General features: G+C 70.5%; 19 protein-coding genes. 8 read left to right on the top strand and 11 right to left on the bottom strand.

From position 1 onward, the window contains the following. Nucleotides 1-25: 25 nt before the first annotated feature. From IW245_RS31490 to IW245_RS31470, 5 genes are all read right to left on the bottom strand, one after another. Nucleotides 26-1285 carry a cell division protein PerM gene (locus IW245_RS31490; protein WP_197006751.1) on the bottom strand — a complete coding sequence of 420 codons (1260 nt, stop codon included), beginning with the start codon at nt 1283-1285 and terminating at the stop codon, nt 26-28. A 154-nt stretch (nt 1286-1439) separates the two neighbouring features. Continuing rightward, nucleotides 1440-2327 carry a succinate--CoA ligase subunit alpha gene (sucD, locus tag IW245_RS31485; protein ID WP_197006750.1) on the bottom strand — a complete coding sequence of 296 codons (888 nt, stop codon included), beginning with the start codon at nt 2325-2327 and terminating at the stop codon, nt 1440-1442. 2 nt (nt 2328-2329) lie between these two features. Beyond that, nucleotides 2330-3508 carry an ADP-forming succinate--CoA ligase subunit beta gene (sucC, locus tag IW245_RS31480; RefSeq protein ID WP_197006749.1) on the bottom strand — a complete coding sequence of 393 codons (1179 nt, stop codon included), beginning with the start codon at nt 3506-3508 and terminating at the stop codon, nt 2330-2332. A 564-nt stretch (nt 3509-4072) separates the two neighbouring features. Further along, entirely contained in the window at nt 4073-4477 is a 405-nt protein-coding gene (gene icmB, locus IW245_RS31475; RefSeq protein WP_197006748.1) for a coenzyme B12-dependent isobutyryl CoA mutase small subunit, read from the bottom strand. Nucleotides 4478-4490: 13 nt separating this feature from the next. Next, entirely contained in the window at nt 4491-4667 is a 177-nt protein-coding gene (locus IW245_RS31470; RefSeq protein WP_197006747.1) for a hypothetical protein, read from the bottom strand. A gap of 56 nt (nt 4668-4723) precedes the next feature. Here IW245_RS31470 and IW245_RS42435 point away from each other — a divergent pair, with 56 nt between their 5' ends. Continuing rightward, a complete protein-coding gene (locus tag IW245_RS42435) occupies nt 4724-5521 on the top strand; it encodes a M23 family metallopeptidase (RefSeq protein WP_197006746.1) in 798 nt (265 codons plus the stop codon). Between the two features lie 203 nt (nt 5522-5724). Here IW245_RS42435 and IW245_RS31460 read toward each other — a convergent pair whose 3' ends face one another. The 3 genes from IW245_RS31460 to IW245_RS31450 all read right to left on the bottom strand — a co-directional run bounded on the left by IW245_RS31460 (nt 5725) and on the right by IW245_RS31450 (nt 9822). Beyond that, nucleotides 5725-6135, bottom strand: a complete 411-nt coding sequence (locus IW245_RS31460; RefSeq protein ID WP_197006745.1) for a ribosomal maturation YjgA family protein — start codon at nt 6133-6135, stop codon at nt 5725-5727. A 199-nt stretch (nt 6136-6334) separates the two neighbouring features. Next, entirely contained in the window at nt 6335-8635 is a 2301-nt protein-coding gene (gene pcrA, locus IW245_RS31455; protein ID WP_197006744.1) for a DNA helicase PcrA, read from the bottom strand. Between the two features lie 32 nt (nt 8636-8667). Further along, nucleotides 8668-9822, bottom strand: coding sequence for a helix-turn-helix domain-containing protein (locus IW245_RS31450; RefSeq protein WP_197006743.1), 1155 nt, complete (start codon nt 9820-9822; stop codon nt 8668-8670). Between the two features lie 131 nt (nt 9823-9953). Here IW245_RS31450 and IW245_RS31445 point away from each other — a divergent pair, with 131 nt between their 5' ends. From IW245_RS31445 to IW245_RS31430, 4 genes are all read left to right on the top strand, one after another. Beyond that, complete coding sequence (locus IW245_RS31445; RefSeq protein WP_233472758.1) at nt 9954-11948, top strand: M4 family metallopeptidase; 1995 nt, start codon at nt 9954-9956, stop codon at nt 11946-11948. A 68-nt stretch (nt 11949-12016) separates the two neighbouring features. Next, nucleotides 12017-13360 (top strand): M28 family peptidase, encoded by a 1344-nt coding sequence (locus tag IW245_RS31440; protein ID WP_197006742.1) that lies wholly within the window; start codon nt 12017-12019, stop codon nt 13358-13360. 226 nt (nt 13361-13586) lie between these two features. After that, on the top strand, nt 13587-13880 hold the full coding sequence (locus IW245_RS31435; protein ID WP_197006741.1) for a chorismate mutase: 294 nt from the start codon (nt 13587-13589) through the stop codon (nt 13878-13880). A 144-nt stretch (nt 13881-14024) separates the two neighbouring features. Next, on the top strand, nt 14025-15176 hold the full coding sequence (locus tag IW245_RS31430; RefSeq protein ID WP_197008777.1) for an epoxide hydrolase family protein: 1152 nt from the start codon (nt 14025-14027) through the stop codon (nt 15174-15176). 64 nt (nt 15177-15240) lie between these two features. Here IW245_RS31430 and IW245_RS31425 read toward each other — a convergent pair whose 3' ends face one another. From IW245_RS31425 to IW245_RS31415, 3 genes are all read right to left on the bottom strand, one after another. Next, nucleotides 15241-16359 carry a thioester domain-containing protein gene (locus IW245_RS31425; RefSeq protein ID WP_197006740.1) on the bottom strand — a complete coding sequence of 373 codons (1119 nt, stop codon included), beginning with the start codon at nt 16357-16359 and terminating at the stop codon, nt 15241-15243. A gap of 143 nt (nt 16360-16502) precedes the next feature. Next, nucleotides 16503-17144: a response regulator gene (locus IW245_RS31420; protein ID WP_231398996.1), complete on the bottom strand. Its 642-nt coding sequence runs from the start codon at nt 17142-17144 to the stop codon at nt 16503-16505. Nucleotides 17145-17149: 5 nt separating this feature from the next. Beyond that, nucleotides 17150-18385 (bottom strand): ATP-binding protein, encoded by a 1236-nt coding sequence (locus IW245_RS31415; protein ID WP_197006738.1) that lies wholly within the window; start codon nt 18383-18385, stop codon nt 17150-17152. Between the two features lie 135 nt (nt 18386-18520). On the opposite strand from IW245_RS31415, the gene IW245_RS31410 reads away from it, so the two are divergent. The 3 genes from IW245_RS31410 to IW245_RS31400 all read left to right on the top strand — a co-directional run bounded on the left by IW245_RS31410 (nt 18521) and on the right by IW245_RS31400 (nt 21244). Continuing rightward, the gene (locus IW245_RS31410; RefSeq protein WP_197006737.1) at nt 18521-19732 is read left to right on the top strand and encodes a PspC domain-containing protein; all 1212 of its coding nucleotides are present in this window, start codon (nt 18521-18523) and stop codon (nt 19730-19732) included. Continuing rightward, nucleotides 19729-19953 (top strand): hypothetical protein, encoded by a 225-nt coding sequence (locus tag IW245_RS31405; RefSeq protein ID WP_197006736.1) that lies wholly within the window; start codon nt 19729-19731, stop codon nt 19951-19953. The genes IW245_RS31410 and IW245_RS31405 overlap by 4 nt, the downstream gene beginning before the upstream one ends. Nucleotides 19954-20038: 85 nt before the next feature. After that, on the top strand, nt 20039-21244 hold the full coding sequence (locus IW245_RS31400) for a phosphatidylserine decarboxylase (protein WP_197006735.1): 1206 nt from the start codon (nt 20039-20041) through the stop codon (nt 21242-21244). Nucleotides 21245-21431 lie beyond the last annotated feature (187 nt).

Raw genomic sequence — 21431 nt, 5'->3', positions numbered from 1 at the left:
AGGGGAGCCGGCCGCGCGGACCCCGCTACCGCCGGCGCAACGACCGCAGCAGCCGGTAGCCCACCGCGCCCAGCGGTGCGCCGATCGCGACGGCCAGCCCGCCGAACAGCCCGAACCTCCACCAGCTCGGCCCGATCTCCGTCAACCGCTCAGCACCCAGTGAGCCGCTGGCCGCGAACGCGAGCACGGCGCAGATCACGGCCGCCGGCACGCCGGCCAGCATCGCCGCCTTCGCCAACCGCGGGGTACGCAGCTCCGAGCGCCGCGCCAGCAGCGCCCCCGCCAACGCCGTCGCGAGCAGCGGAAGGAGCACGGCCAGCCCGCCGACCCAGCTCACCGGCTGATCGGGCAGGCCGGACAGGATCGGGAAGCCGGGCAGCGCGCCGAGCTCGACCCGCAGCGGACTGACCACGGTGTCCACCCCGAACGCGAACCCGGGGCCGACCAGGTAGCTGACGGCCCAGATCGCGACCGTCGGCGCGTACACCAGGCACAGCACCGTGAGGCCGGCCTGCCCGGCGACCCCGGTCGAGTACGACCGGAACATGCCGCCCGCCGCGCCCCCGGTGACGGCGGTGACCACCCCGGCCGCAGCCGCGCCCGTCCCGAACAGGAGCAGCACCCCGACGACGGCGGTCCGCAGCGCGTGCTGGGACTGGCGCGGCACCCGCCGCCACACCCCGCCGAACAGCCCGGACTCCGCGAGCGCCCCGCCGCCGGCCGTCACCGCGGCGAGCAGGCCGGTGGTGAGCGCCGCGCGCAACGGGGAGACGGTCAGTCCACTGGTACTCGCGACGGCGGCGGTCAGGCCGCCGATCACCGCGTACACCCCCGCGACCGCTCCGATCACCGGTGCGAGCAGCCGGGCGACCTCGCGCGGATCGGTCGGGGCATCCGTGATGGACGATCCGAGGCCGATGCCCCGCGCGGTGTGCGCGCCGGCCCGGACCAGGCGGTAGAGGATCAGGCCGGTCAGGGCGAGCGGGGCGAGGCTGATCGTGACGTCCCCGGCCTGGGCCGGCACCCCGTGGCCGAGCAGCCAGGCCACCGCGGCGAACCGGACGGTCGCGGTCACCGACGCCGCGCTGCTCCCGTCGAGCAGCCAGCCGGCCGCCACCAGCACGATCACGGGCGCGAACGAGATCAGCGCCGCCCAGCCGCTGGTCACGACGGCCGCGGTGAGCACGGAGACCGGCCGCTGCCGCTTCCGGGCCGGCTTCGCGGGGGCACCCGTGCGGACCAGCACCGTGTCGCGCTGCGCGGCGGTATAGGTCTCCTCGTCCATCGCTGTCCACTCTAGGCGAAGAGGTGGAGGTCACGCCGCGCGGCGAGGTGGCTCCGGACGTACCAGGAAAGGGCATTTGGGGTTTTGCGGATCTTGATTGTGGCCCCGGAACGCGAAAAGGCCCGCCCCGAACCGGGGCGGGCCTCCTCAAACCTTACAGACCCTGCACAACCTCGCGCATCAGCCGGGCGGTCTCGGACGGCGTCTTGCCGACCTTCACGCCCACGGCCTCCAGGGCCAGCTTCTTCGCGTCGGCGGTCCCGGACGAGCCGGAGATGATCGCGCCGGCGTGGCCCATCGTCTTGCCCTCGGGGGCGGTGAAGCCCGCGATGTACGCGACGACCGGCTTGGTCACGTGCTCCTTGATGTACGCGGCGGCCCGCTCCTCGGCGTCGCCACCGATCTCGCCGATCATCACGATCGCCTCGGTCGCCGGGTCCTCCTGGAAGGCGGCGAGCGCGTCGATGTGCGTGGTGCCGATGATCGGGTCGCCACCGATGCCGACGGCCGTGGTGAAGCCGATGTCGGACAGCTCGTACATCATCTGGTAGGTCAGCGTGCCCGACTTCGACACCAGACCGATCCGGCCGGAGCCGGAGATGCTCGCCGGGATGATGCCGGCGTTCGACGCGCCCGGGGAGGCGATGCCGGGGCAGTTCGGCCCGATGATCCGGGTCTTGTTGCCCGTGGCGACCGCGTGCGCCCAGAACTCGGCGGTGTCGTGCACCGGAACGCCCTCGGTGATCACGACGGCCAGGCCGATGCCCGCGTCGATCGCCTCGAGGACGGCGCTCTTGGTGTGCGCCGGCGGGACGAAGATGACCGTGGTGTCGGCCCCGGTCTGCCCCATGGCCTCGGCCACGTTGGCGAACACCGGCAGCGAGACGCCGTCGACGTCGACCGTGGTGCCGGCCTTGCGCGGGTTCACGCCACCGACGATCTTGGTACCGGCGGCCAGCATCTTCCGGGTGTGCTTCATACCCTCGGAGCCGGTCATGCCCTGCACGATGACCTTGGAGTCCTCAGTCAGCCAGATAGCCATTGTCAGACCCCCGCAGCCGCGAGCTCGGCGGCCTTGCGGGCCGCTCCGTCCATCGTGTCGACGCGCTGGACCAGCGCGTGGTTCGCCTCGTCGAGGATGCGGCGACCCTCTTCGGCGTTGTTGCCGTCCAGCCGGACGACGAGCGGCTTGGTGACGTCCTCGCCGCGCTCGTGCAGCAGCGCGAGGGCGGAGACGATGCCGTTGGCGACCGCGTCGCACGCGGTGATGCCGCCGAACACGTTCACGAAGATGCTCTTCACGGCGGGGTCGGACATGACGATCTCCAGCGAGTCGGCCATGACCTCGGCCGAGGCGCCGCCGCCGATGTCGAGGAAGTTGGCCGGCTTGACGCCGCCGAACTCCTCACCCGCGTACGACACGACGTCGAGGGTCGACATGACCAGACCCGCGCCGTTGCCGATGATGCCGACCTGGCCGTCGAGCTTGACGTAGTTGAGGCCCTTGGCCTTGGCCGCCTGCTCGAGCGGGTCGACGGCGTCCTTGTCCTCGTACGCCTCGTGCCCGGCCTGCCGGAAGTCCGCGTTGCCGTCGAAGGTGACCTTCGCGTCCAGCAGCAGGACCCGACCGTCGCTGAGCTTCGCCAGCGGGTTGACCTCGACCAGGGTCGCGTCCTCGGCGACGAACGCCGCCCACAGCTTCACGGCGATGTCGGCGATCTGGTCGGCGACCTCGGCCGGGAACTGGGCCAGGGCCACGATCTCCTTGGCCTTCGCCAGGTCGACGCCCTTGCTCGCGTCGATGGCGACCTTGGCGACCTTCTCCGGTGCCGAGTGCGCCACCTCCTCGATCTCCATGCCGCCGGCGACGCTGGCGATGCAGAGGAAGGTGCGGTTGGCCCGGTCGAGCAGGTACGAGAAGTAGTACTCCTCGACGATGTCGGCCGTGGTCGTGACCATGACCTTCTCGACAGTGTGACCCTTGATGTCCATGCCGAGGATGGCCCGGGCGTGGGTCTCGGCCTCCGCGGCGTCGTCGGCCAGCTTGATGCCGCCCGCCTTGCCTCGGCCGCCCACCTTGACCTGGGCTTTCACTACGACCCGGACGCCGAGCTTCTCGGCGATCTCGCGGGCTTCTTCAGGGGTGGTGGCTACGTCGCCGCTCAAGACCGGCAACGAGTGCCGCTCGAACAGCTCGCGCCCCTGGTACTCGTACAGGTCCACGTTTGCGCGTCCCGTTCCGTCGTCCTGACGCGCCCGCCGGATTGACGGGCCTAACGCCGCAGACTAGTCGTGCGCGCCCGCGTGGGTGAACACGCGGGTACGCGTTGTGCGCTAATCCACAGCCGACCGTTCCCTCCCGAAGCGGGCGGGGCGGGCCTCCTCACAAAATACTGCGAAAACTCCCTCGTCAGGGCGTTACCCCCGGCTCGGGGCGTCGTTGAACTGGTTGTCAGACCCGGGGGACGAAACACAAGAAACCGGGCACTGATGAAAGCGGCCGATGCCTCGTCGGTCGAGGGGTGGCGGCGGGGCATTGTGCACGGGGTGCCGGACATGTGAGGGGTGTGTCCGGCACCCCACCTTTTTGCGTTTGTGGGTGGGCCCGCTGAGCGCGACGATGCGCGCGTTGCCGACGGCCCCGCATACAACACCGGTATGCGGAACCATCTCCGCCTTCGCCTCGCCGCGCTCAGCGGGCCAAGACGTTAGATCAAAAACCTAAGACCTTTTTGACGGTTACGCCGCGCACCTCATCCGGCGCGCGGCGGCACTTCCGTCGTTCCGTCAGGCCGAGGTCTGGGCGAACCGCTCCTGCACCCACTCGACGATCGACGTCGTGGTCGCGCCCGGGGTGAAGATCTTCGCGACACCGAGCCGCTCGAGCTCCGGCAGGTCGTCGTCCGGCACGATGCCGCCACCGAACACGACGATGTCGTCGGCCCCGCGCTCGCGGAGCAGCTCGAGCACCTTGGCGAACAGGGTCATGTGCGCGCCGGAGAGCACGGACAACCCGACGACGTCGGCGTCCTCCTGGATGGCGGTCTCGACGATCTGCTCGGGAGTCTGGTGCAGACCGGTGTAGATGACCTCCATGCCGGCGTCACGCAACGCCCGGGCCACCACCTTCGCACCGCGGTCGTGACCGTCGAGGCCAGGCTTGGCGACGACCACCCGAATCCGTGCACTCATCGAGACTCCCTTGTCACGCGTCCTGCCGCTGACCGTACCGCAGCGCGCCGGGGGTGACCCACACCGCATCCACCGTGTGCGACGTCACATCAATCTCACTTTCTGTTACGACTCTCACCTGATTTTCCAGCCGGACGGTCAGCACCCGCGAGCGAAAGGACCGGAAACCATGATCAGCCTTGGCAGTCATCGATGTCAGGGTCCAGCCTTAGCGACGGCCAATTCGCTAGCTACGGAGGTAGTCGCGTGCGACATACCAAGGACGCTGAAGATCGGTTCGAGCCCTCGGAACCCGCCATTCAGCAGGATGAAGCCAGATCCCGCAAGATTTCGTGGCCCCGGATCGCACTGCCCGGAGCCCTGCGCAACCCGTACGTCGGAGCCTCGCTCGCCGTCGCGACCGTCGCCCTCGCCGCCGTCGCCTCCCTGATCCTCGTGAACTCCGGCAAGCCGGCCACCGCCGCGAACGCCCTCACGGACAGTGACCGAAATGTCTCGGCCCGGGCAGACCGCGCGCACCGCGACCAGCCCACCGCCGCCGCGTCGACCCCGTCCGCGCCGGCCTCCCCCTCCCTGGCCGCGGCCACTCCCTCCCCGGCCGCGCCGCCGCCCCCTCCCCCGCCGCCGAAGCCCGCCTGGGTCTCCCCCGTGGCCGACTACACCTTCACCAGTGAGTTCGGGATGCGCTGGGGCGCGATGCACGCGGGGGTCGACCTCGCCAACAACGAGGGCACCGTAATCCGGTCCGCGGCCGCCGGCACCGTCGAACTCGCCGCCACCTGGGACTACGGTGGCTACGGCTTCGCCGTGATCATCAACCACGGCGACGGGGTCCGCACCCTCTACGGCCACAACTCGGTCGTCAAGGTGCAGGTCGGCCAGCACGTCGAGGCTGGCCAGACCATCGCGCTGATGGGCAACACCGGCAACTCGATGGGCTCGCACTGCCACTTCGAGGTCCACCTGGGCGGCGACAGCGCGAACAACGGCAACGCCGTGGACCCGCTGCCGTTCATGGCCGAACGCGGCGTCAAACTGAACTGACCAGCCCGGCCCGGCTCGGCCCTTCTCGGCCCGGCGCGTCACAGCGCGGCTCAGGAACGGCCGGCCCGACCTCGGCGAGGCGAGCGCGTCGGCGGAACGCACCGACCCAGACACACGCGAGCACGGGATGTCCGGCCCGCGCCGTGTCTCCGGTCAACACGAGGGTTGCCCCACCGGGGGCGACCCTCGTGGCTTTTCCGTGGTCAGGCACCTTCGTCAGCGCGACCCGACGCCCGCCCGGCCCGGGCCCGGACCAGCCTGTGCAGCGCGACCAACGGCACCACCCCCACCGGATACCAGGCCACGTCCACCGGGTCGAACTGCACGCCCAGCACCAGCCGCGCGAGCAGACTACGCTGCGACAACTCCGCGGGAATGTGCGTGAGCTGCAAGAACTCCACCAGCCAGCAGAACACCACCGCGACGGCACCCGCCGGAACGGGGGCCATCCCCGGCCGGCAGAACAGCACGGCCGCGTACACGATCGACGCGTACAGCGCCGTGCCGGAGTACTGCCGGAGCGCCCCGTCGTCGACGGCGCGGATCGCGAGCGCGACGGCCAGGAACCCGGCGCCGGACCCCACGGCCGCCACCCTGGCCCATCTCGGTGTCATGCCCAGAGGCTAGGCGCACCGACGACGGCAGCCGGAAGCCTCGCACCAGATCGAACCAGGCCCGCCACAGGTCCTCCACACCTCCGGAAGCGCCCGCCTCACCGGCCCGCGCAGCCCCGGCCACGGCCGCACCGTCCCGGTCAGGGCAGCAAAGCCCCGGCCAGGCCAGCGGCACAACCACGATGGTCGGGGAACCCGGTCAGAGCTTGGCGACCGGAGCGTGCCGGAGCATCAGCCACAGGGTCTGGTTACCGAAGTCGATCTGGGCCCGGGCCTTCGCCCCCATGCCCTCCACGGCCAGCACCCGCCCCAGCCCGTACTTGTCGTGGTTGACCCGGTCCCCCGGCACCAGGTTCGGCACCTTCGCCAGGTCACTGGCCGACTTGAGCATCCCGGAGTCGAGCCCGAGCCGGGCTGCGATCCCGCGCGCCCCGGTGGATCCCGAGCCCCCGCCGCTCACCGTCACCCCGGCGCCGATCCCGATCCCGGTGGTGCCCGTGCCGTACTCCCAGCGCAGCAGGTCCGGCGGCAACTCCTCCAGGAACCGCGACGCCGGGTTGTACTGCGGCTGCCCCCACGCGCTGCGGGTCACCGCACGCGACAGGTACAGCCGCTGGCGGGCCCGGGTGATGCCCACGTAGGCGAGCCGGCGCTCCTCTTCGAGTTCCTTGGGCTCGCCGAGCGCCCGCATGTGCGGGAACACTCCGTCCTCCAGGCCGGTGAGGAACACGACGGGGAACTCCAGGCCCTTGGCGGTGTGCAGGGTCATCAGGGTGACCACGCCGGCGTCGTCGGTGTCGGACGGGATCTGGTCTGCGTCGGCGACGAGCGCGACCTGCTCCAGGAACCCGGCGAGCGTGGCGGCGACCACCGGCCCGCCGGCGTCGGCGTCGACGTCCTCCTGCAGTGCCTCGACCCGTTCCGTGTACTCCCGGGCCACGCTCACCAGCTCCTGCAGGTTCTCCACCCGCCCGGCGTCCTGGTGGTCCTCGCTGTTCTCCAGCTCCTCCAGGTACCCGGTGCGCGACAGCACCGCCTCCAGCACCTCCTCCGGGGGCGCGACCTCGGCGAGGGCCCGCAGCTCGTCCATCAGGTCGACGAAGCCGGCGATGGCGTTGGCGGACCGGGCTGCGATGCCGGGCGCCTCACCGGCGCGGTGCAGGGCCGCGCCGAAGGAGATCCGGTCCCGGAAGGACAGTGCCTCCACGCACGCCTCGGCCCGGTCGCCGATGCCGCGCTTGGGGGTGTTCAGGATCCGCCGGATGCTGACCAGGTCGTCGGGGTTGGCGATCGCGCGCAGGTAGGCCAGCGCGTCGCGGACCTCCTTGCGCTCGTAGAAGCGGACGCCGCCGACGACCTTGTAGGGCAGGCCGACGCGGATGAACACCTCCTCGAACACCCGGGACTGGGCGTTGGTCCGGTAGAACAGCGCGATGTCGGCGGGGCGGACCTCCTTGGTGTCCACGAGCCGGTCGATCTCGCGGGACACCCAGCTGGCCTCGTCGTGTTCGGTGTCGGCGACGAACCCGACGATCTGCTCGCCGTCGCCGGCGTCGCTCCACAGCCGCTTGGCCCGGCGGTCGGAGTTGCGGGAGATGACGGCGTTGGCTGCCGACAGGATGGTCTGGGTGGACCGGTAGTTCTGCTCGAGCAGGATGGTCCTGGCCTGCGGGTAGTCCCGCTCGAACTCCAGGATGTTGCGGATCGTCGCGCCCCGGAAGGCGTAGATGGACTGGTCGGCGTCACCGACGACGCACAGCTCGCCGGTGTCCCCCACCAACTCCCTCACCAGGGTGTACTGCGCGATGTTCGTGTCCTGGTACTCGTCCACCAGCACGTGCCGGAACCGCCGCCGGTAGTGCTCGGCCACGTCCGGGAACGCCTGGAGCAGGTGCACCGTGGTCATGATGATGTCGTCGAAGTCCAGGGCGTGCGCCTCGCGCAGCCGGCGCTGGTACAGCGCGTACACCTCGGCCAGGGTGCGCTGCGCCGGGCCCTCGGCCTTCGTCGAGAAGTCCTCCGGGTCGACCAGCTCGTTCTTCAGGTTGCTGATCTGGGCGGCCAGGCCCCGGGCCGGGTAGCGCTTCGGGTCGAGGTCCAGCTCGCGGGCCACGAGGGTGACCAGGCGGCGGGAGTCGTCGGCGTCGTAGATCGAGAAGGTGGACTTGAGGCCGGCGTGGACGTGCTCGGCGCGCAGGATCCGCACGCAGGCCGAGTGGAACGTCGACACCCACATCATCCTGGCCCGGCCGCCGACCAGGTGCGCGACCCGCTCCTTGAGCTCGCCGGCCGCCTTGTTGGTGAAGGTGATGGCCAGGATCTCGCCGGGCTGCACCCCCCGGTTGGCCAGCAGGTAGGCGATCCGGTGGGTGAGGACCCGGGTCTTGCCGGAGCCGGCCCCGGCGACGATCAGCAGCGGCGTGCCGGCGTGCTCCACCGCCGCACGTTGCTGGTCGTTGAGTCCGTCGAGCAGGGGCGAGGTGTCAAACAACGTGTCCATCGCCTCGAAGTCTAGGCCTCGCCCCTGACAAATCACTCGACGGCTTCCAGCCCCCTCCGGTACACGTCGATCGCCTCGGCCTCCCGACCAACGGCCCGCAGCAGATCGCCCAGCTCACGCGCCACGGTGCAGGCCTCCAGCCCGACGGAAGCGCCCAGGGCGGCCCCCAGCTCGCGTTCGGCCCCGGACAGGTCGCCGGAGTCGCGCGCGATCAGGCCCTTGATCCGGTACGCCACGGCCGGCTCAGCCTCCGCGGCCACCCCGAGCGCCTCGCCGGTCCGGCCGGTCCGCCAGAGCGCCTCGGCGAGTTCCCCCGCGACGGCGGCGCCGAGCAGTTCCCTGGCCTCGGTGAGTTCGGTGACGGCCGCGGCGTGGTCCCCGGACCGGGCGAGCAGCCGGCCGCGCGCCCACTGGCCGACGGCGGCGGCGTGCCGTCGTTCGCGGCGGCGGCACGCGGCCCTGGCCCGTTCGGCCGCGGCCTCGGCGTCGGCCCACCGGCCCTGGTCGCGCAGGGTGCGGGCAGTGCGAAGATACCGGTCGACCACCGCGTTGGCCGCAGCGGCCGGTCCGACGAGTGCCGCTGCGGCGTCGGCCTCGGCCGCAGCCCGTTCGGTGAGGCCGAGGTCGGTGTAGGTGCGCACGAGGGCGTAGCGCAGGTCCGCCTCGGCGTCGGGGTCCGGCAGGCCTTCGGCGTGCAGTTGGGTGAGGGCGCTCTCCAGCAGGTACGCCGCCTCCGCCGGCCGCATCGCCGCGGCGCGCGCGGTGAGCAGTGGCACCCGGATGGTGATCGGTTCGGCGGCGAGCAGTTCCTCGGCCCCGTCGAGTTCGCCCATGCCGGTGAGCGCGAGCGCCTCGATCCGGGTCAGTCCGTGCTCGGCGGCCCGGGTCCTGATCCGCCCGTACGCGCCCGGTTTGCCGGCCAGGTCCGCCTCGGCGAGGGAGATGAGCAGGTCGCAGGGCAGCTCGGTGGGCCGCCCGGTGCTCAGCTCTGCCGGGGAGACCCCGAGCCTGGACGCGAAGTACGCCAGCGCGTCGGTGGAGGGGGTGCGCCGCTCGGCCTCGACCGTGGAGATGTAGGCCGCGGTGTACCTGTCCCCCGCGAGCTCCTTCTGAGTGAGGCCCTTATGTGTACGAAGTCGGTATAACCGAGCGCCCAGGGACTCCCGACTGCTCACTGCACCCGCCATAACACACACCGTAACCCATCGCCGTTGATCACGGCCAAGGTGTTACAGGACCCTTTACTCGAGTTACGCACACTGTTATACATGCGTTCGTGACAGCAGTCACATTCCCCTCAGTGAATGGGAGGCACCGGGTGAAGAGGACTCTAGCCGCGGCAGGAGCCGTAGCGCTGTTCGCCGGGATGGCGGTGGGCGTGGCCAGCATGGCCAGCGCGACCCCGCAGATCCCGAACCAGACCCAGGCGATCGCGCAGGCCAACTCGGTCCTGAGCAACCGCGCGGCGATCCGGGGCACGGCGAACGACCAGTACAAGGTCTACAGCTCGCGCGTCGACGCCGCGACCGGCGCCACACACGTGCGGTACACCCGCCAGTACAACGGTCTGCGCGTCTACGGCGGCGACTTCGTCGTGCACAACGCCCCCGGCGGCGCCCTGTCCAGCGTGTCCAACGCGCTGAACGCCCCGCTGAACGTCAGCACCACCCCCGCCATCACCGCCGACGCCGCGAAGTCGTCCGCCGAGCACGCCTTCGTGGGAACTGTCGCCCGCGTCGGCACGCCCGAGCTGATGATCGACGCCGCTGACGGCACCGGCGTTCTGGCCTTCGAAACTGTCGTCGAAGGAATGAACGGCGCGACCCCGAGCAAGCTGCACGTCATCAGCGACGCCCGCACGGGCGCGGTGCGCGGCTCGTTCGACGAGATCGAGACGATCAACGGTACGGGCAACAGCCTCTACTCGGGCACGGTGACTGTCGACACCACCCAGTCGGGCAGCACGTACACGATGATCGACCCGTCGCACGGCAACAACAACACCTGCGACATGAACAACGGCACCTCGACGTGCACCAACTTCACGGACGCCGACAACACGTGGGGCACCGGCACCAACGCCAACCGGCAGTCGGCCGGCGTCGACGCGCACTTCGGTGCCGCGGTGACGTTCGACTACTACAAGAACGTGCACGGCCGCAACGGCATCTTCGGCAACGGCACCGGCGTGCCGAGCCGGGTGCACTACAGCTCCAACTACGTCAACGCCTTCTGGGACGGCGCCCAGATGACCTACGGCGACGGCAACGGCAAGCCGCTCGTCTCCCTCGACGTGGCGGGCCACGAGATGTCGCACGGCGTCACCGAGAACGTGGTCGCCGGTGGCCTCACCTACTCCGGTGAGTCCGGTGGCCTGAACGAGGCGACCTCGGACATCTTCGGCACCATGGTGGAGTTCTACGCGAACACCACCTCGGACCCGGGTGACTACGACATCGGCGAGAAGATCGACATCAACGGCAACGGCACCCCGTTGCGGTACATGTACAACCCGGCCCTGGACGGCTCGTCGCACGGCTGCTGGTCGACCAGCACCAAGAACGTCGACGTGCACTACTCGTCCGGTGTCGCGAACCACTTCTACTTCAACCTCGCCGAGGGCACCGGCGCCACCGCGTACGGCACCTCGCCGGTCTGCGGCTCGGCTCCGGCCGTCGTGGGCATCGGCCGCGCCAAGGCCGAGAAGATCTGGTTCAAGGCGCTCGACGCGTACTTCACGTCGAACACCTCGTACGTCAACACGAGCAACCCGTCGAACACCGCCCGCGCGTACAGCCTGACCGCCGCGTCGGACCTGTACGGCAACTGCTCGACCGAGTACAAAGCCGTCCAGGCGGCCTGGACCGCGGTGAACGTGGCCGGTAGCGACACCCCGTGTGGCGGCACCCCGACCAGCTCGCCGACCTCGTCCCCGACCGCGTCGCCGACCGGCTCGCCGACCACCTGCGCCGCTGTCACCAACGGCACCGACGTCGCGATCCCGGACCACGGCGCGGCCGTGACCAGCACCATCACCATCACCGGGTGTGCCCGCAACGCCTCGGCCACCACCAAGGTCGCCGTGGTCATCCCGCACACCTACCGCGGTGACATCCGGATCGACCTGGTCGGCCCGAACGGCACGTCGTACCGGCTCAAGACCGAGAGCATCAACGACAGCGCCGCGAACATCAACACGACGTACACCGTCAACGTCTCCACCCAGGCGGCGAACGGCACCTGGACCCTCAAGGTCCAGGACATGTACTCGTACGACACCGGCAAGATCGACAGCTGGACGCTGACGGTCTAAAGGCCAGTCAGCACGGGGCCGGCCACTCTTCGGGTGGCCGGCCCTTCCTCTTTCCTGGGAGAGTTCCGATGCGCAAGCTACCCCTCACGGCGGCAACGGCCGCCATCCTGGCCGTCGGTGCGGCCCTGGTCAGCCCGCTGGCCAATGCCGCACCGACCCCCACCCTCGCGAGTCTGCCGAACGGTGCGCCCGACATCGCCGTCGCCAGCGTCAAGGCGCACCTCACACAGTTCCAGACGATCGCGAACAACAACGGCGGCAACCGGTGCCTCGGCAGCACCGGCTACCGGGCCTCGGTGGACTACGTGAAGCAGCAGGCCACCGCCGCCGGCTTCACCGTGTCCGAGCAGTCGTTCACGTCGGGCGGGAAGACCTCGTACAACGTGCTCGCCGAGCTGCCGGGCGCGGACACCACCAAGGTCATCATGCTCGGCGCGCACCTCGACAGCGTCTGCGCCGGGCCGGGCGTCAACGACGACGGCTCCGGCAGCGCCGCCAACCTGGCCGTGGCCGCGGCGTTCAAGGCGGCCCGCGCCGTTCCCGGCATCACCGTCCGCTTCGGCTGGTGGGGCTCGGAGGAGCAGGGCATGGTCGGCTCGAACTACTACGTGAGCCACCTCAGCGCCGCCGAGAAGGCCCGCATCGTCGGCTACCTGAACTTCGACATGGTCGGCTCGCCGAACCCGGGCTACTTCGTCTACCGCAACGACGCCGGCTACGAGTCCCTGATCAAGGAGTACTTCGCCCTGATCAACGTGCCGACGGAGATCGAGACCGAGGGCGACGGCCGCAGCGACCACGCCCCGTTCGAGAACGCCGGCATCCGGGTCGGCGGCACCTTCTCCGGCGCCGACTACATCAAGACGGCCGCCCAGGCCCAGAAGTGGGGCGGCACGTCCGGCCAGGCGTTCGACCCGTGCTACCACCGCTCCTGCGACACGTCGAGCAACATCGACGACACCTCGCTGGACCGGCACTCCGACGCCATCTCCTACGCGCTGTGGGCGCTGACGGGCCCGGCGTCGTCCCCGTCGCCGACCCCGACCGCCACCCCGACCGGCGGGAGCTGCGCACCGGTGACGAACGGGACGGACGTCGCGATCCCGGACCACGGCGCGGCCGTGACCAGCACGGTCACCATCTCGGGCTGCAACCGCAACGCGTCGGCCAGCACCAAGGTCGCCGTGGTCATCCCGCACACCTACCGGGGCGACATCCGGATCGACCTGGTCGCGCCGAACGGCACCTCGTACCGGTTGAAGACGGAGAGCAACGACAGCGCGGCGAACATCAACACGACGTACACCGTGAACGTCTCGACCCAGGCCGCCAACGGCACCTGGACCCTCAAGGTGCAGGACATGTACTCGGCCGACACCGGCAAGATCGACAGCTGGACGCTGACGGTCTAGATCACAGGGTGGCCCCGACCATTTCCGGTCGGGGCCACTTCCATCTCCCCGATCCTGTGGCATACTCGGTTCCATGCAGCGTTGTGCGCGATTTTTTTACTACGGCACCGGGGTCCCGGCAGCCGTAGGTCGCGTGTAACTGACCTACCAACGCCTCGGGCTCACCGCCTGGGGCGTTTTTGCGTTTCCCGGGCCAGGCCACCACCTCACACCCAGGAGAAACCCGATGAACGCCGCAGCCATCGCCCCCGCCAACACCACCGGTGCCACCGGCGAGTCCGCCGACCGCATCTCGGAACTGCGCACCCGGATCAACAGCATCGACGAAGAGATCATCCGACTCTGGCGCGAACGCGCCAGCCTGTCCCAGGAGGTCGGCTCGGTGCGGGTCGCGGCCGGCGGGACCAGGCTGATGCTGTCGCGCGAGCGGGAGATCCTGGAGCAGTTCAAGGCGGAGCTCGGCGAGGACGGCACCCAGCTGGCGCTCCTCATCCTCCGCGCCGGCCGCGGGCGGCTCTGAGGTTCAACCCCATTTTTCGGGTACGGAGGTCCCTCCCCCGATATCCGACGGCCCTTCCCGTGCTCTTCATGCGCCTCGGTTCCCGCGACCGCCCGGGTGCATGAAGATCATCGGTCTTCTAGCATCGGGCGGGTGACCAGCCCGATGCGCGCGTACCGGTTAGCCTTTCCGCAGTCCGACCTCGACGACCTGCACGAGCGCCTCGACCGCACCCGCTGGCCCGACGAACTCCCCGGCGTCGGCTGGTCCTACGGCGTCCCCCGTGATCACCTGCGCGACCTCGCACACCACTGGCGGCACGGCTACGACTGGCGCGCCGCCGAGGCGAAGCTCAACGAGTGGCCCCAGTTCACCACCACGATCGACGGGGCGAACGTCCACTTCGCGCACGTCCGGTCCCCGGAGCCCGACGCCACCCCGCTCGTCATGACGCACGGCTGGCCGGGCTCGTTCGCCGAGTTCACCGAGGTCGCCGGCCCGCTGACCGACCCGCGCGCGCACGGCGGCGACCCGTCCGACGCGTTTCACCTGGTGCTGCCGAGCATCCCCGGTTTCACCCTGTCCGGGCCGACCCGCGAGACCGGCTGGGAGTACCGCCGGGTGGCCGCGGCGTTCGCCGAACTGATGTCCCGCCTGGGCTACGACCGCTACGGCGCGCAGGGCGGCGACTGGGGCTCCGTCATCTCCCGTGAACTCGGCCGCACCCACCCCGACCGGGTGCTCGGCGTGCACCTGAACCTGCTGCCCGGGGCGGCGGCCACCGCCGAGCCGACCCACGAGGACCTGGCCGACCTGAGCCAGGCGGAACGGGACCGCACCCACGCCTCCTGGGACCGGATGCGGCACTGGCTCCGCGAGAAGCAGGGCTACGCCGACCTCCAGTCCACCCGCCCGCAGACCCTCGCGTACGCGCTCACCGACTCCCCGGTCGGCCAACTGGCCTGGATCGCGGAGAAGTTCGCCGAATGGTCCGACCCGCGCGACGCCGTCGACCGCGACCACCTGCTGACCAATGTGACGCTGTACTGGCTGACCGGCACCGCTGGCTCCTCCGCCCGGCTCTACTACGAGCGCGCCCACGCCCCGTACTGGGGCGCGCCGCCCGAGCCGTCGACCACGCCGACCGCCCTGGCCGACTTCGCGAGCGAGAACTTCATCCCGCTGCGACACATCGCGGAGCGCACCAACAACCTGGTGCAGTGGACGTCCTACGACAGGGGCGGGCACTTCGCGGCGATGGAGCAGCCGGCCGTACTCGTCGAGGACATCCGCAGGTTCTTCCGCACCCTGCGCTGACCGCCGCCGGAAACGCCAGAGGAGGCACCCCGACCGGGGTGCCTCCTCCGCCTGACTCAGGTGGTTACGCCTCGAACTTGATCCGACGGCGGCGCATCAGCACCAGCGCACCGCCCGCACCGAGGAGCAGCACACCGGCGCCGGCGATGCCAGCGGCGGCCGCACCGGTGACCGGCAGGGTCGGGGTCGCGGTGAACGTCGCGCCGACCTTGGCGGTGACGGTCTCCGTCTTGTTGCCCGGGATGATGACCTTCTGCTCGCCGGCCACGGCCTTGGCGGCGAACTCCTTCTTCAGGTCCGGGTTCGGCCACGAGTCGAACACGAACACCCGACCGAGGTCGGTGTTGCCGGTGGCGGTCGCGGTGACGCTCACGGTGCCGGCCTCGGTGGCGGTCAGCCAGAACTGGCCCTTGTCACCGATCTTGGTGATCTCCTTGCCGTCCTTGTCGACGGCCTTGCCGCCGGTGACGGCGAGGGTGGCCTCACCGACGCTGCTGGCGACCGTGAACGGGCCGGCCTTGTCGCCGACCTTGGCGGTCGAGGAGGCCGGGGTGATCCCCAGGGTGGCGTGCGCCGGGACGGCGTCGCCGACGCCGACCAGGAAGTCGTAGACCTTCTTCACCGTGGCGAAGTCGGCAGCGCCGAACCCGCCCTTGGCGGCGTCGCCCAGCAGCGAGAACTTGTCGCTGAAGTGCCAGATCGCGGCCTGGGTGCCCGCGTAGACCAGGTACTGGTTCTTCTGGACGGTCGCGCCGTCCACGTACGCGGCCTCGGAGGCGGTCGGGACGCCGGCCTTGGTCAGCACCTCACCCGCCGGCTTGGCGGGGAAGCTGTTGTGCAGCAGCCAGTTGATGCGGTCGAGGTTGCCGACGGAGGCGGTCTCCCACGCGGCTTCCTTGTACGTCGCGTACTGGGCCAGAGGGTGCTTGATGTCGATGCAGTAGGCCAGCTTCGCCTTGTCGGTGCCGGCGAGCTTGATGCCGATCAGGCCGGTCGAGTAGTCATCGGCCTTCCCGCCATCGACCGAGCCGTTGACATAGCTGATCGCGAAACCGTCGGCGTGCGGGACGGTCACGACCTGACCCTTGGCGGGATCCGCAGCGAAGGCCGGGGTGGTCAGGCCCAGCACTGCGGCGCCGATAGCGGCAGCCACCAGGGCGGGGCGGAGCTTGGTAACGAGCACTGCGGGTCCTTCCGACGTTCAAGGGCAGGCGACGCAGCATTATTGGTCCCCAAAGGAGATCAACACATCCCCCTGAAAGGCGGAATCCCGAGCCGTACCCAAGAATCGCCGTTTATGTCCGCAGTGACACGCCGAACAATTCTCTAGACGAGACGCCGATCTGCGGCCCAACGGGACAACTCATACCGATTTGACATCTGGAGCTTTCTCAACACATTGGACACGTGCGTCTCCACGGTCTTGATGGAGATGAACAGCTCCTTGGCGATCTCCTTGTACGCGTACCCCCGGGCCAGCAGCCGCAGCACCTCGCGCTCCCGGTTCGTCAGCTGGTCGAGTTCCGGGTCGGCGACCGGCGCCTCGGACCGCGACGCGAAGGCGTCCAGCACGAACCCGGCCAGCCGGGGGCTGAACACAGCGTCCCCCTCGGCGACCCGGCGGACGGCGTCGGCCAGCTCGTCCGGCGAGATCGTCTTCGTGACGTAGCCCCGGGCGCCGGCCCTGATCAGCCCGATCACGTCCTCCGCGGCGTCCGACACCGACAGGGCCAGGAACTTCACGTCGGGGCTCACGCGGCGCACCGCCTCCAGCACGGCCCGGCCACCGCCGTCGGGCATGTGCACGTCGAGGAGGACGACGTCGGGCTTCTCGGTGTTGATGGCGGCCACGGCGGCGGCCACCGTACCGGCCTCGCCGATCACGTTGACCCGTTTGCCCAGCTCCGCCCGGACGCCTGCCCGGAACATGGCGTGGTCGTCGACCAGAAACACCCTCAGCGCGTCCATGCCACTCATTCTCCTTCTCCCCGTCGCTTCACGGTCAACCGCACCTCGGTGCCATCTCCCGGCGTACTCCTGATCTCCGCCCTGCCGCCGTGCCGTTCCATCCGGCCGATGATCGAGCCCTTCACCCCGTGCCGGTCCTCGCCGACGCCCGCCATGTCGAACCCGACGCCCCGGTCGCGCACGAAGACGCTGAGCTCGGTGGGTTCCGCCTCGGCGTACACGGAAATGGTGTCGACGCCCGCGTGCTTGCCGGCGTTGACCATCGCCTCGCGGGCGGCCTGCACCAGGGCCCTGACCTGGTCGTCCACGGCACAGTCCCCGACGACGACCAGGTCGACGACGAGGGTGAAGCTGTCCTCGACCTCTGCGGCCGCGGCCTCCAGCGCCGCGGCGAACCGCTCGTCGGGCGAGCCGGAGGGCTTGTAGAGCCAGTTGCGCAGGGTGCGTTCCTGGCCCCGGGCGAGCCGGAGGACCATCTTCGGGTCCTCGGCGTGCCGCTGAACGAGCGCCAAGGTGTGCAGCACCTGGTCGTGCACGATCGCGGCGAACTCGGCGCGCTCGGTCTCCCGGATCCGGCCCTCGCGCTCGTCGCGGAGCTGGACCCACATCTTCCACAGCAGCGGCCCGGTGGCCAGGGCCAGGCCGGCGAGGGCGATCAGGGCGAACAGCGCGCCGTTGACCAGCGCCAGGACGCTGCCGCCCGGGATGATGCCGGTCAGGGCGATGACGCCGATGATGCCGACGATGACGAGCACGCCGCCGCCGACCAGCCGGAGCAGCAGCATCCGCCGGTCGTTGTGGGTGAGGAACCGGGCGAGCCACGGCATGCCCTGGCCGCCGCTGTTCCACTGCCGCCACCGGTCCGGTTCGGCCTGGTGCCAGATGATGCCCGCGCCGACCAGGACCAGCGCGACGACCCAGCCGATCAGCATCCGGACCCCGGCGGCCCCGCCCGGGTTGGCCAACAACAGGATGCCGAGCGCGAGGGCGGCGAAAGCGACCAACTGGGCACTGTCGCGGCCCTTGCGCCGCCGGATGCCGGCCACGGGACGCGAGGCGGGCAGCACGATCCAGAACACGGCGTACAGCACGGCGCCGAGGCCGGAGAAGGTGAGCAGCACCATGAACACCGCGCGGACGGCGAGCGGGGGCACCCTGAGGTGGTCCGCGATCCCCGCGGCGACCCCGGCGAGCACCCGGCCCTCGGACCGGCGGTGCAGCTTGTTGGCGGCTGTCTCCATGCCGTTGATCGTCACACGCCCCGTCACCCGACGACCACCGGATCTTTCGGCGGCGGCAACCCTGAGGAAGTTCAGGGTCGACTCAGGGTGGCATCCCCGACGCGGAAACGGCCGGCACCCGACAGGATCGACACCATGACCACTCCGTCCCATGTTCCGCCCCCGACGGCGGACTTCCGCTCTCGGTACAGCAGGCCCAAGGAGGGCCGCAAGCTTGCCGGCGTGTGTGCCGCGCTGGGCAGGGCCACCAACACCGATCCGGTGCTGTGGCGGGTCGTGTTCGCCGTGTTCGCGCTGTTCGGCGGCGCGGGGCTCGTGGCGTACGCCGCGGGGTGGCTGCTCCTGCCCGAGGACGGCGACTCCGCCTCCCCGGTCGAGGCGCTCCTCGGCCGCGGCCAGTCCAGCACCTCGCCGCTCGTGACGATCCTGGTCGCCATCGGCGCCGTCACCGGGGCGATCGCCGTCGCGGACACGAACTTCGAGTTCGCCGCGATCCTCGCGCTGATCGTCGTCGGCGTGGTGCTCCTGGTGAACAAGCGCCCGGCCGGCTACCCACCGCCACCCGTGCCCTTCTACATGCCGGCACAGGCCACCCAGACCGCCCCGGACGCCCCGACCGTCCCCCAGGCCCCGCCGGCCGGGAGTGTGCCGTTCGCGCCGCACGGGCCGTACCAGCAGACCGGGTGGACCCCGCCGCCGCCGCGCCCCATGCAGCCGCCCCGGCCCCCGAAGCGGCCCCGGGAGAAGTCGATCCTCAGCCGGTTGACCGTGTTCGCCGCCCTGATCGCCGTCGGCGTGCTCGGCATCCTCGACGCGTCCGGCCGGAACGTGTCCGTCGCCACGTACTTCGGCGTCGCGCTGGGCGTCGTGGGGCTCGGACTGGTGGTCGGGACGTTCCTGGGCCGCGGGTACAAGCTGATCGTCCTGGGTTTCGTGCTCGCCTTCGGGCTGGCGGTGTCCGCGTCGGCGTCGGAGGTCCGTACGTCCGTGGTCCGCGACGGCGGCACCCGCACCTGGATCCCGCAGAGCGTCGGCGTGATCGACCCCGACTACTCGATCCGGGTCGGCCTCGGCACCCTGGACCTGCGGGGTGTCGACTTCACCGACCACACGGTGACCGTCTCCGTCAGCTCGTCGGCCGGTGAGATGCGGGTGCTGCTGCCCGCCACGGTCGACGTGGAGGTGCACCCTGTGATCAGCAACGGCGAGGCCACCGTCCTCGATCACCACCTGGACCCGGACAGCGATCGTTCGACCATCACGGACCTGGGCGCCGACGGAACTGGAGGCGGCAAGTTGATCATCAACCTGAACGTGAAATTCGGCACCGCGACGGTGACCCGGTGAAGCCGCACCGGCTCGACTCCGTCTCGCTCGTCTTCGGGGTGCTGTTCCTCGCCCTGACCGGCTGGTGGGTGCTCGGACAGGTCGCGCACGTGTCCGGTTCCACCCTCGCGTGGACCGGGGCGGCCGGCCTGGTCGGTATCGGCGTCCTCGGCATCGCCACCTCGATCATCGGCAACCGGACCCGCCCGGAGGACCGTCCCGACGAACCCGTCGATATCTGAGCCAGGTCGGCACCAGGGCCTGTTCCGGCCGCCGCATATGCTGGCTGTTGGAACAGGCCCAGCCCGTCGAGAAGAGCCTCACACCATGACCCAGTCAGTCACCACCGAGCTCGCGCTCGTCCCGGCCAGGATCAACGACCGGACCGCCCGCGCGCTCGCCGCCGAGTTCACCCGCCACCCCGGCCCCAAGTCGGGCCTGCTGGTCGGCGCGGAGGTCGGTTCACCCCTCCTCGCCGCGGTGCTCGACGCGCTCGGCCCGGACGACACCCTCACGGTGCTCAGCGAGGACACGTTCAGCGCCCCGGGCGTCGAGGTGATCGAGAAGCTGTCGGCGGCCAAGCCCGCTGACGTGGTGATCGTGGCCGGCCAGATCGTCGGGAGCGCCGACGACGCGCACGACACCCTGGCGGCGCTGCGGGCCCTGCTCAACCCCGGCGGAGTGCTGTCCCTGGCCGTGCCGGTCCTTCCGGGTACCGGCAGCCAGGCCAACGACGAGATCGCCCGCCAGGTCACCGCGTACGGGGTCGGCAGCGACCTCGTCCTGCGCTCCACCCCGCCGCTGCGGGTGCACCGGCTGCGGTTCACCCCGGGCAGCGTGGAGGCCGCGGCCGACCTGGCCCCGGCGTTCCGGACGAGCAGCGTGCCGCTCGCCGGCGACATGAACATCGACTCCAACGGCGTGGCGGCGTTCGGCATCTGCGTCGGCCTGGCCGCCACCGCCAAGGTCATCGCGCCGCGCACGAAGCTGTGGATGGTGCCGGCGGCCCTCGCGCTGCCCGTGGCCGCGTTCTTCCGCGACCCGGAGCGCGCCATCCCCGAGGACCCGTCGGCCGTGGTCGCCGCCTCTGACGGCAAGGTGCTCTCCGTCGAGCGGCTCACCGACGACCGGTTCGGCGAGCAGGTCGAGTGGCTCCGGATCGCCGTGTTCCTGTCCGTGCTCGACGTGCACGTCAACCGCGCGCCCGTCGCCGGCCGGGTCGTCGACTCCTTCGTCGAGGACGGCGGGTTCGCCGCGGCGATGAAGCCGGAGGCCGAGCACAACGTCGCGGCCTACACCGTGCTGGACAGCACGCACGGCCGGGTCGTCGTCGCCCAGCGCACCGGGCTGATCGCCCGGCGGATCGTCCGGCGCGCGCCGGTCGGCTCGATGCTGGCCAAGGGCGAGCGGTACGGGCTGATCCGGTTCGGCTCCCGCACGGACGTCTATCTGCCGGCCGACATGGCGGAGCCCCTGGTGGCCCCGGGCGACCGCGTGGTCGGCGGTTCGACGGTCGTCGCCCGCTGGCTGTAAGACCGTTTGGCCCCTTGGGCCGTTTGGACCCGGCGAGGACGACGCTGGACGGCGCAGCCCGCAAAGGCGCAGGGCCCGCCCTGGCGCCTTCACGGGCTGCTTGCCAGCCCCGCCGCCCTCGCCGGGCCACTTCGCCTTAGATCAAGAACAAAAGATGCCCCGCACCCATTAGGTGCGGGGCATCTTC

The organism is Longispora fulva (assembly GCF_015751905.1).
In the GTDB taxonomy this organism is placed as follows: domain Bacteria; phylum Actinomycetota; class Actinomycetes; order Mycobacteriales; family Micromonosporaceae; genus Longispora; species Longispora fulva.
Note: the sequence above shows the minus strand (reverse complement) of the source record. Positions and strands in the feature narration are given on the sequence as shown.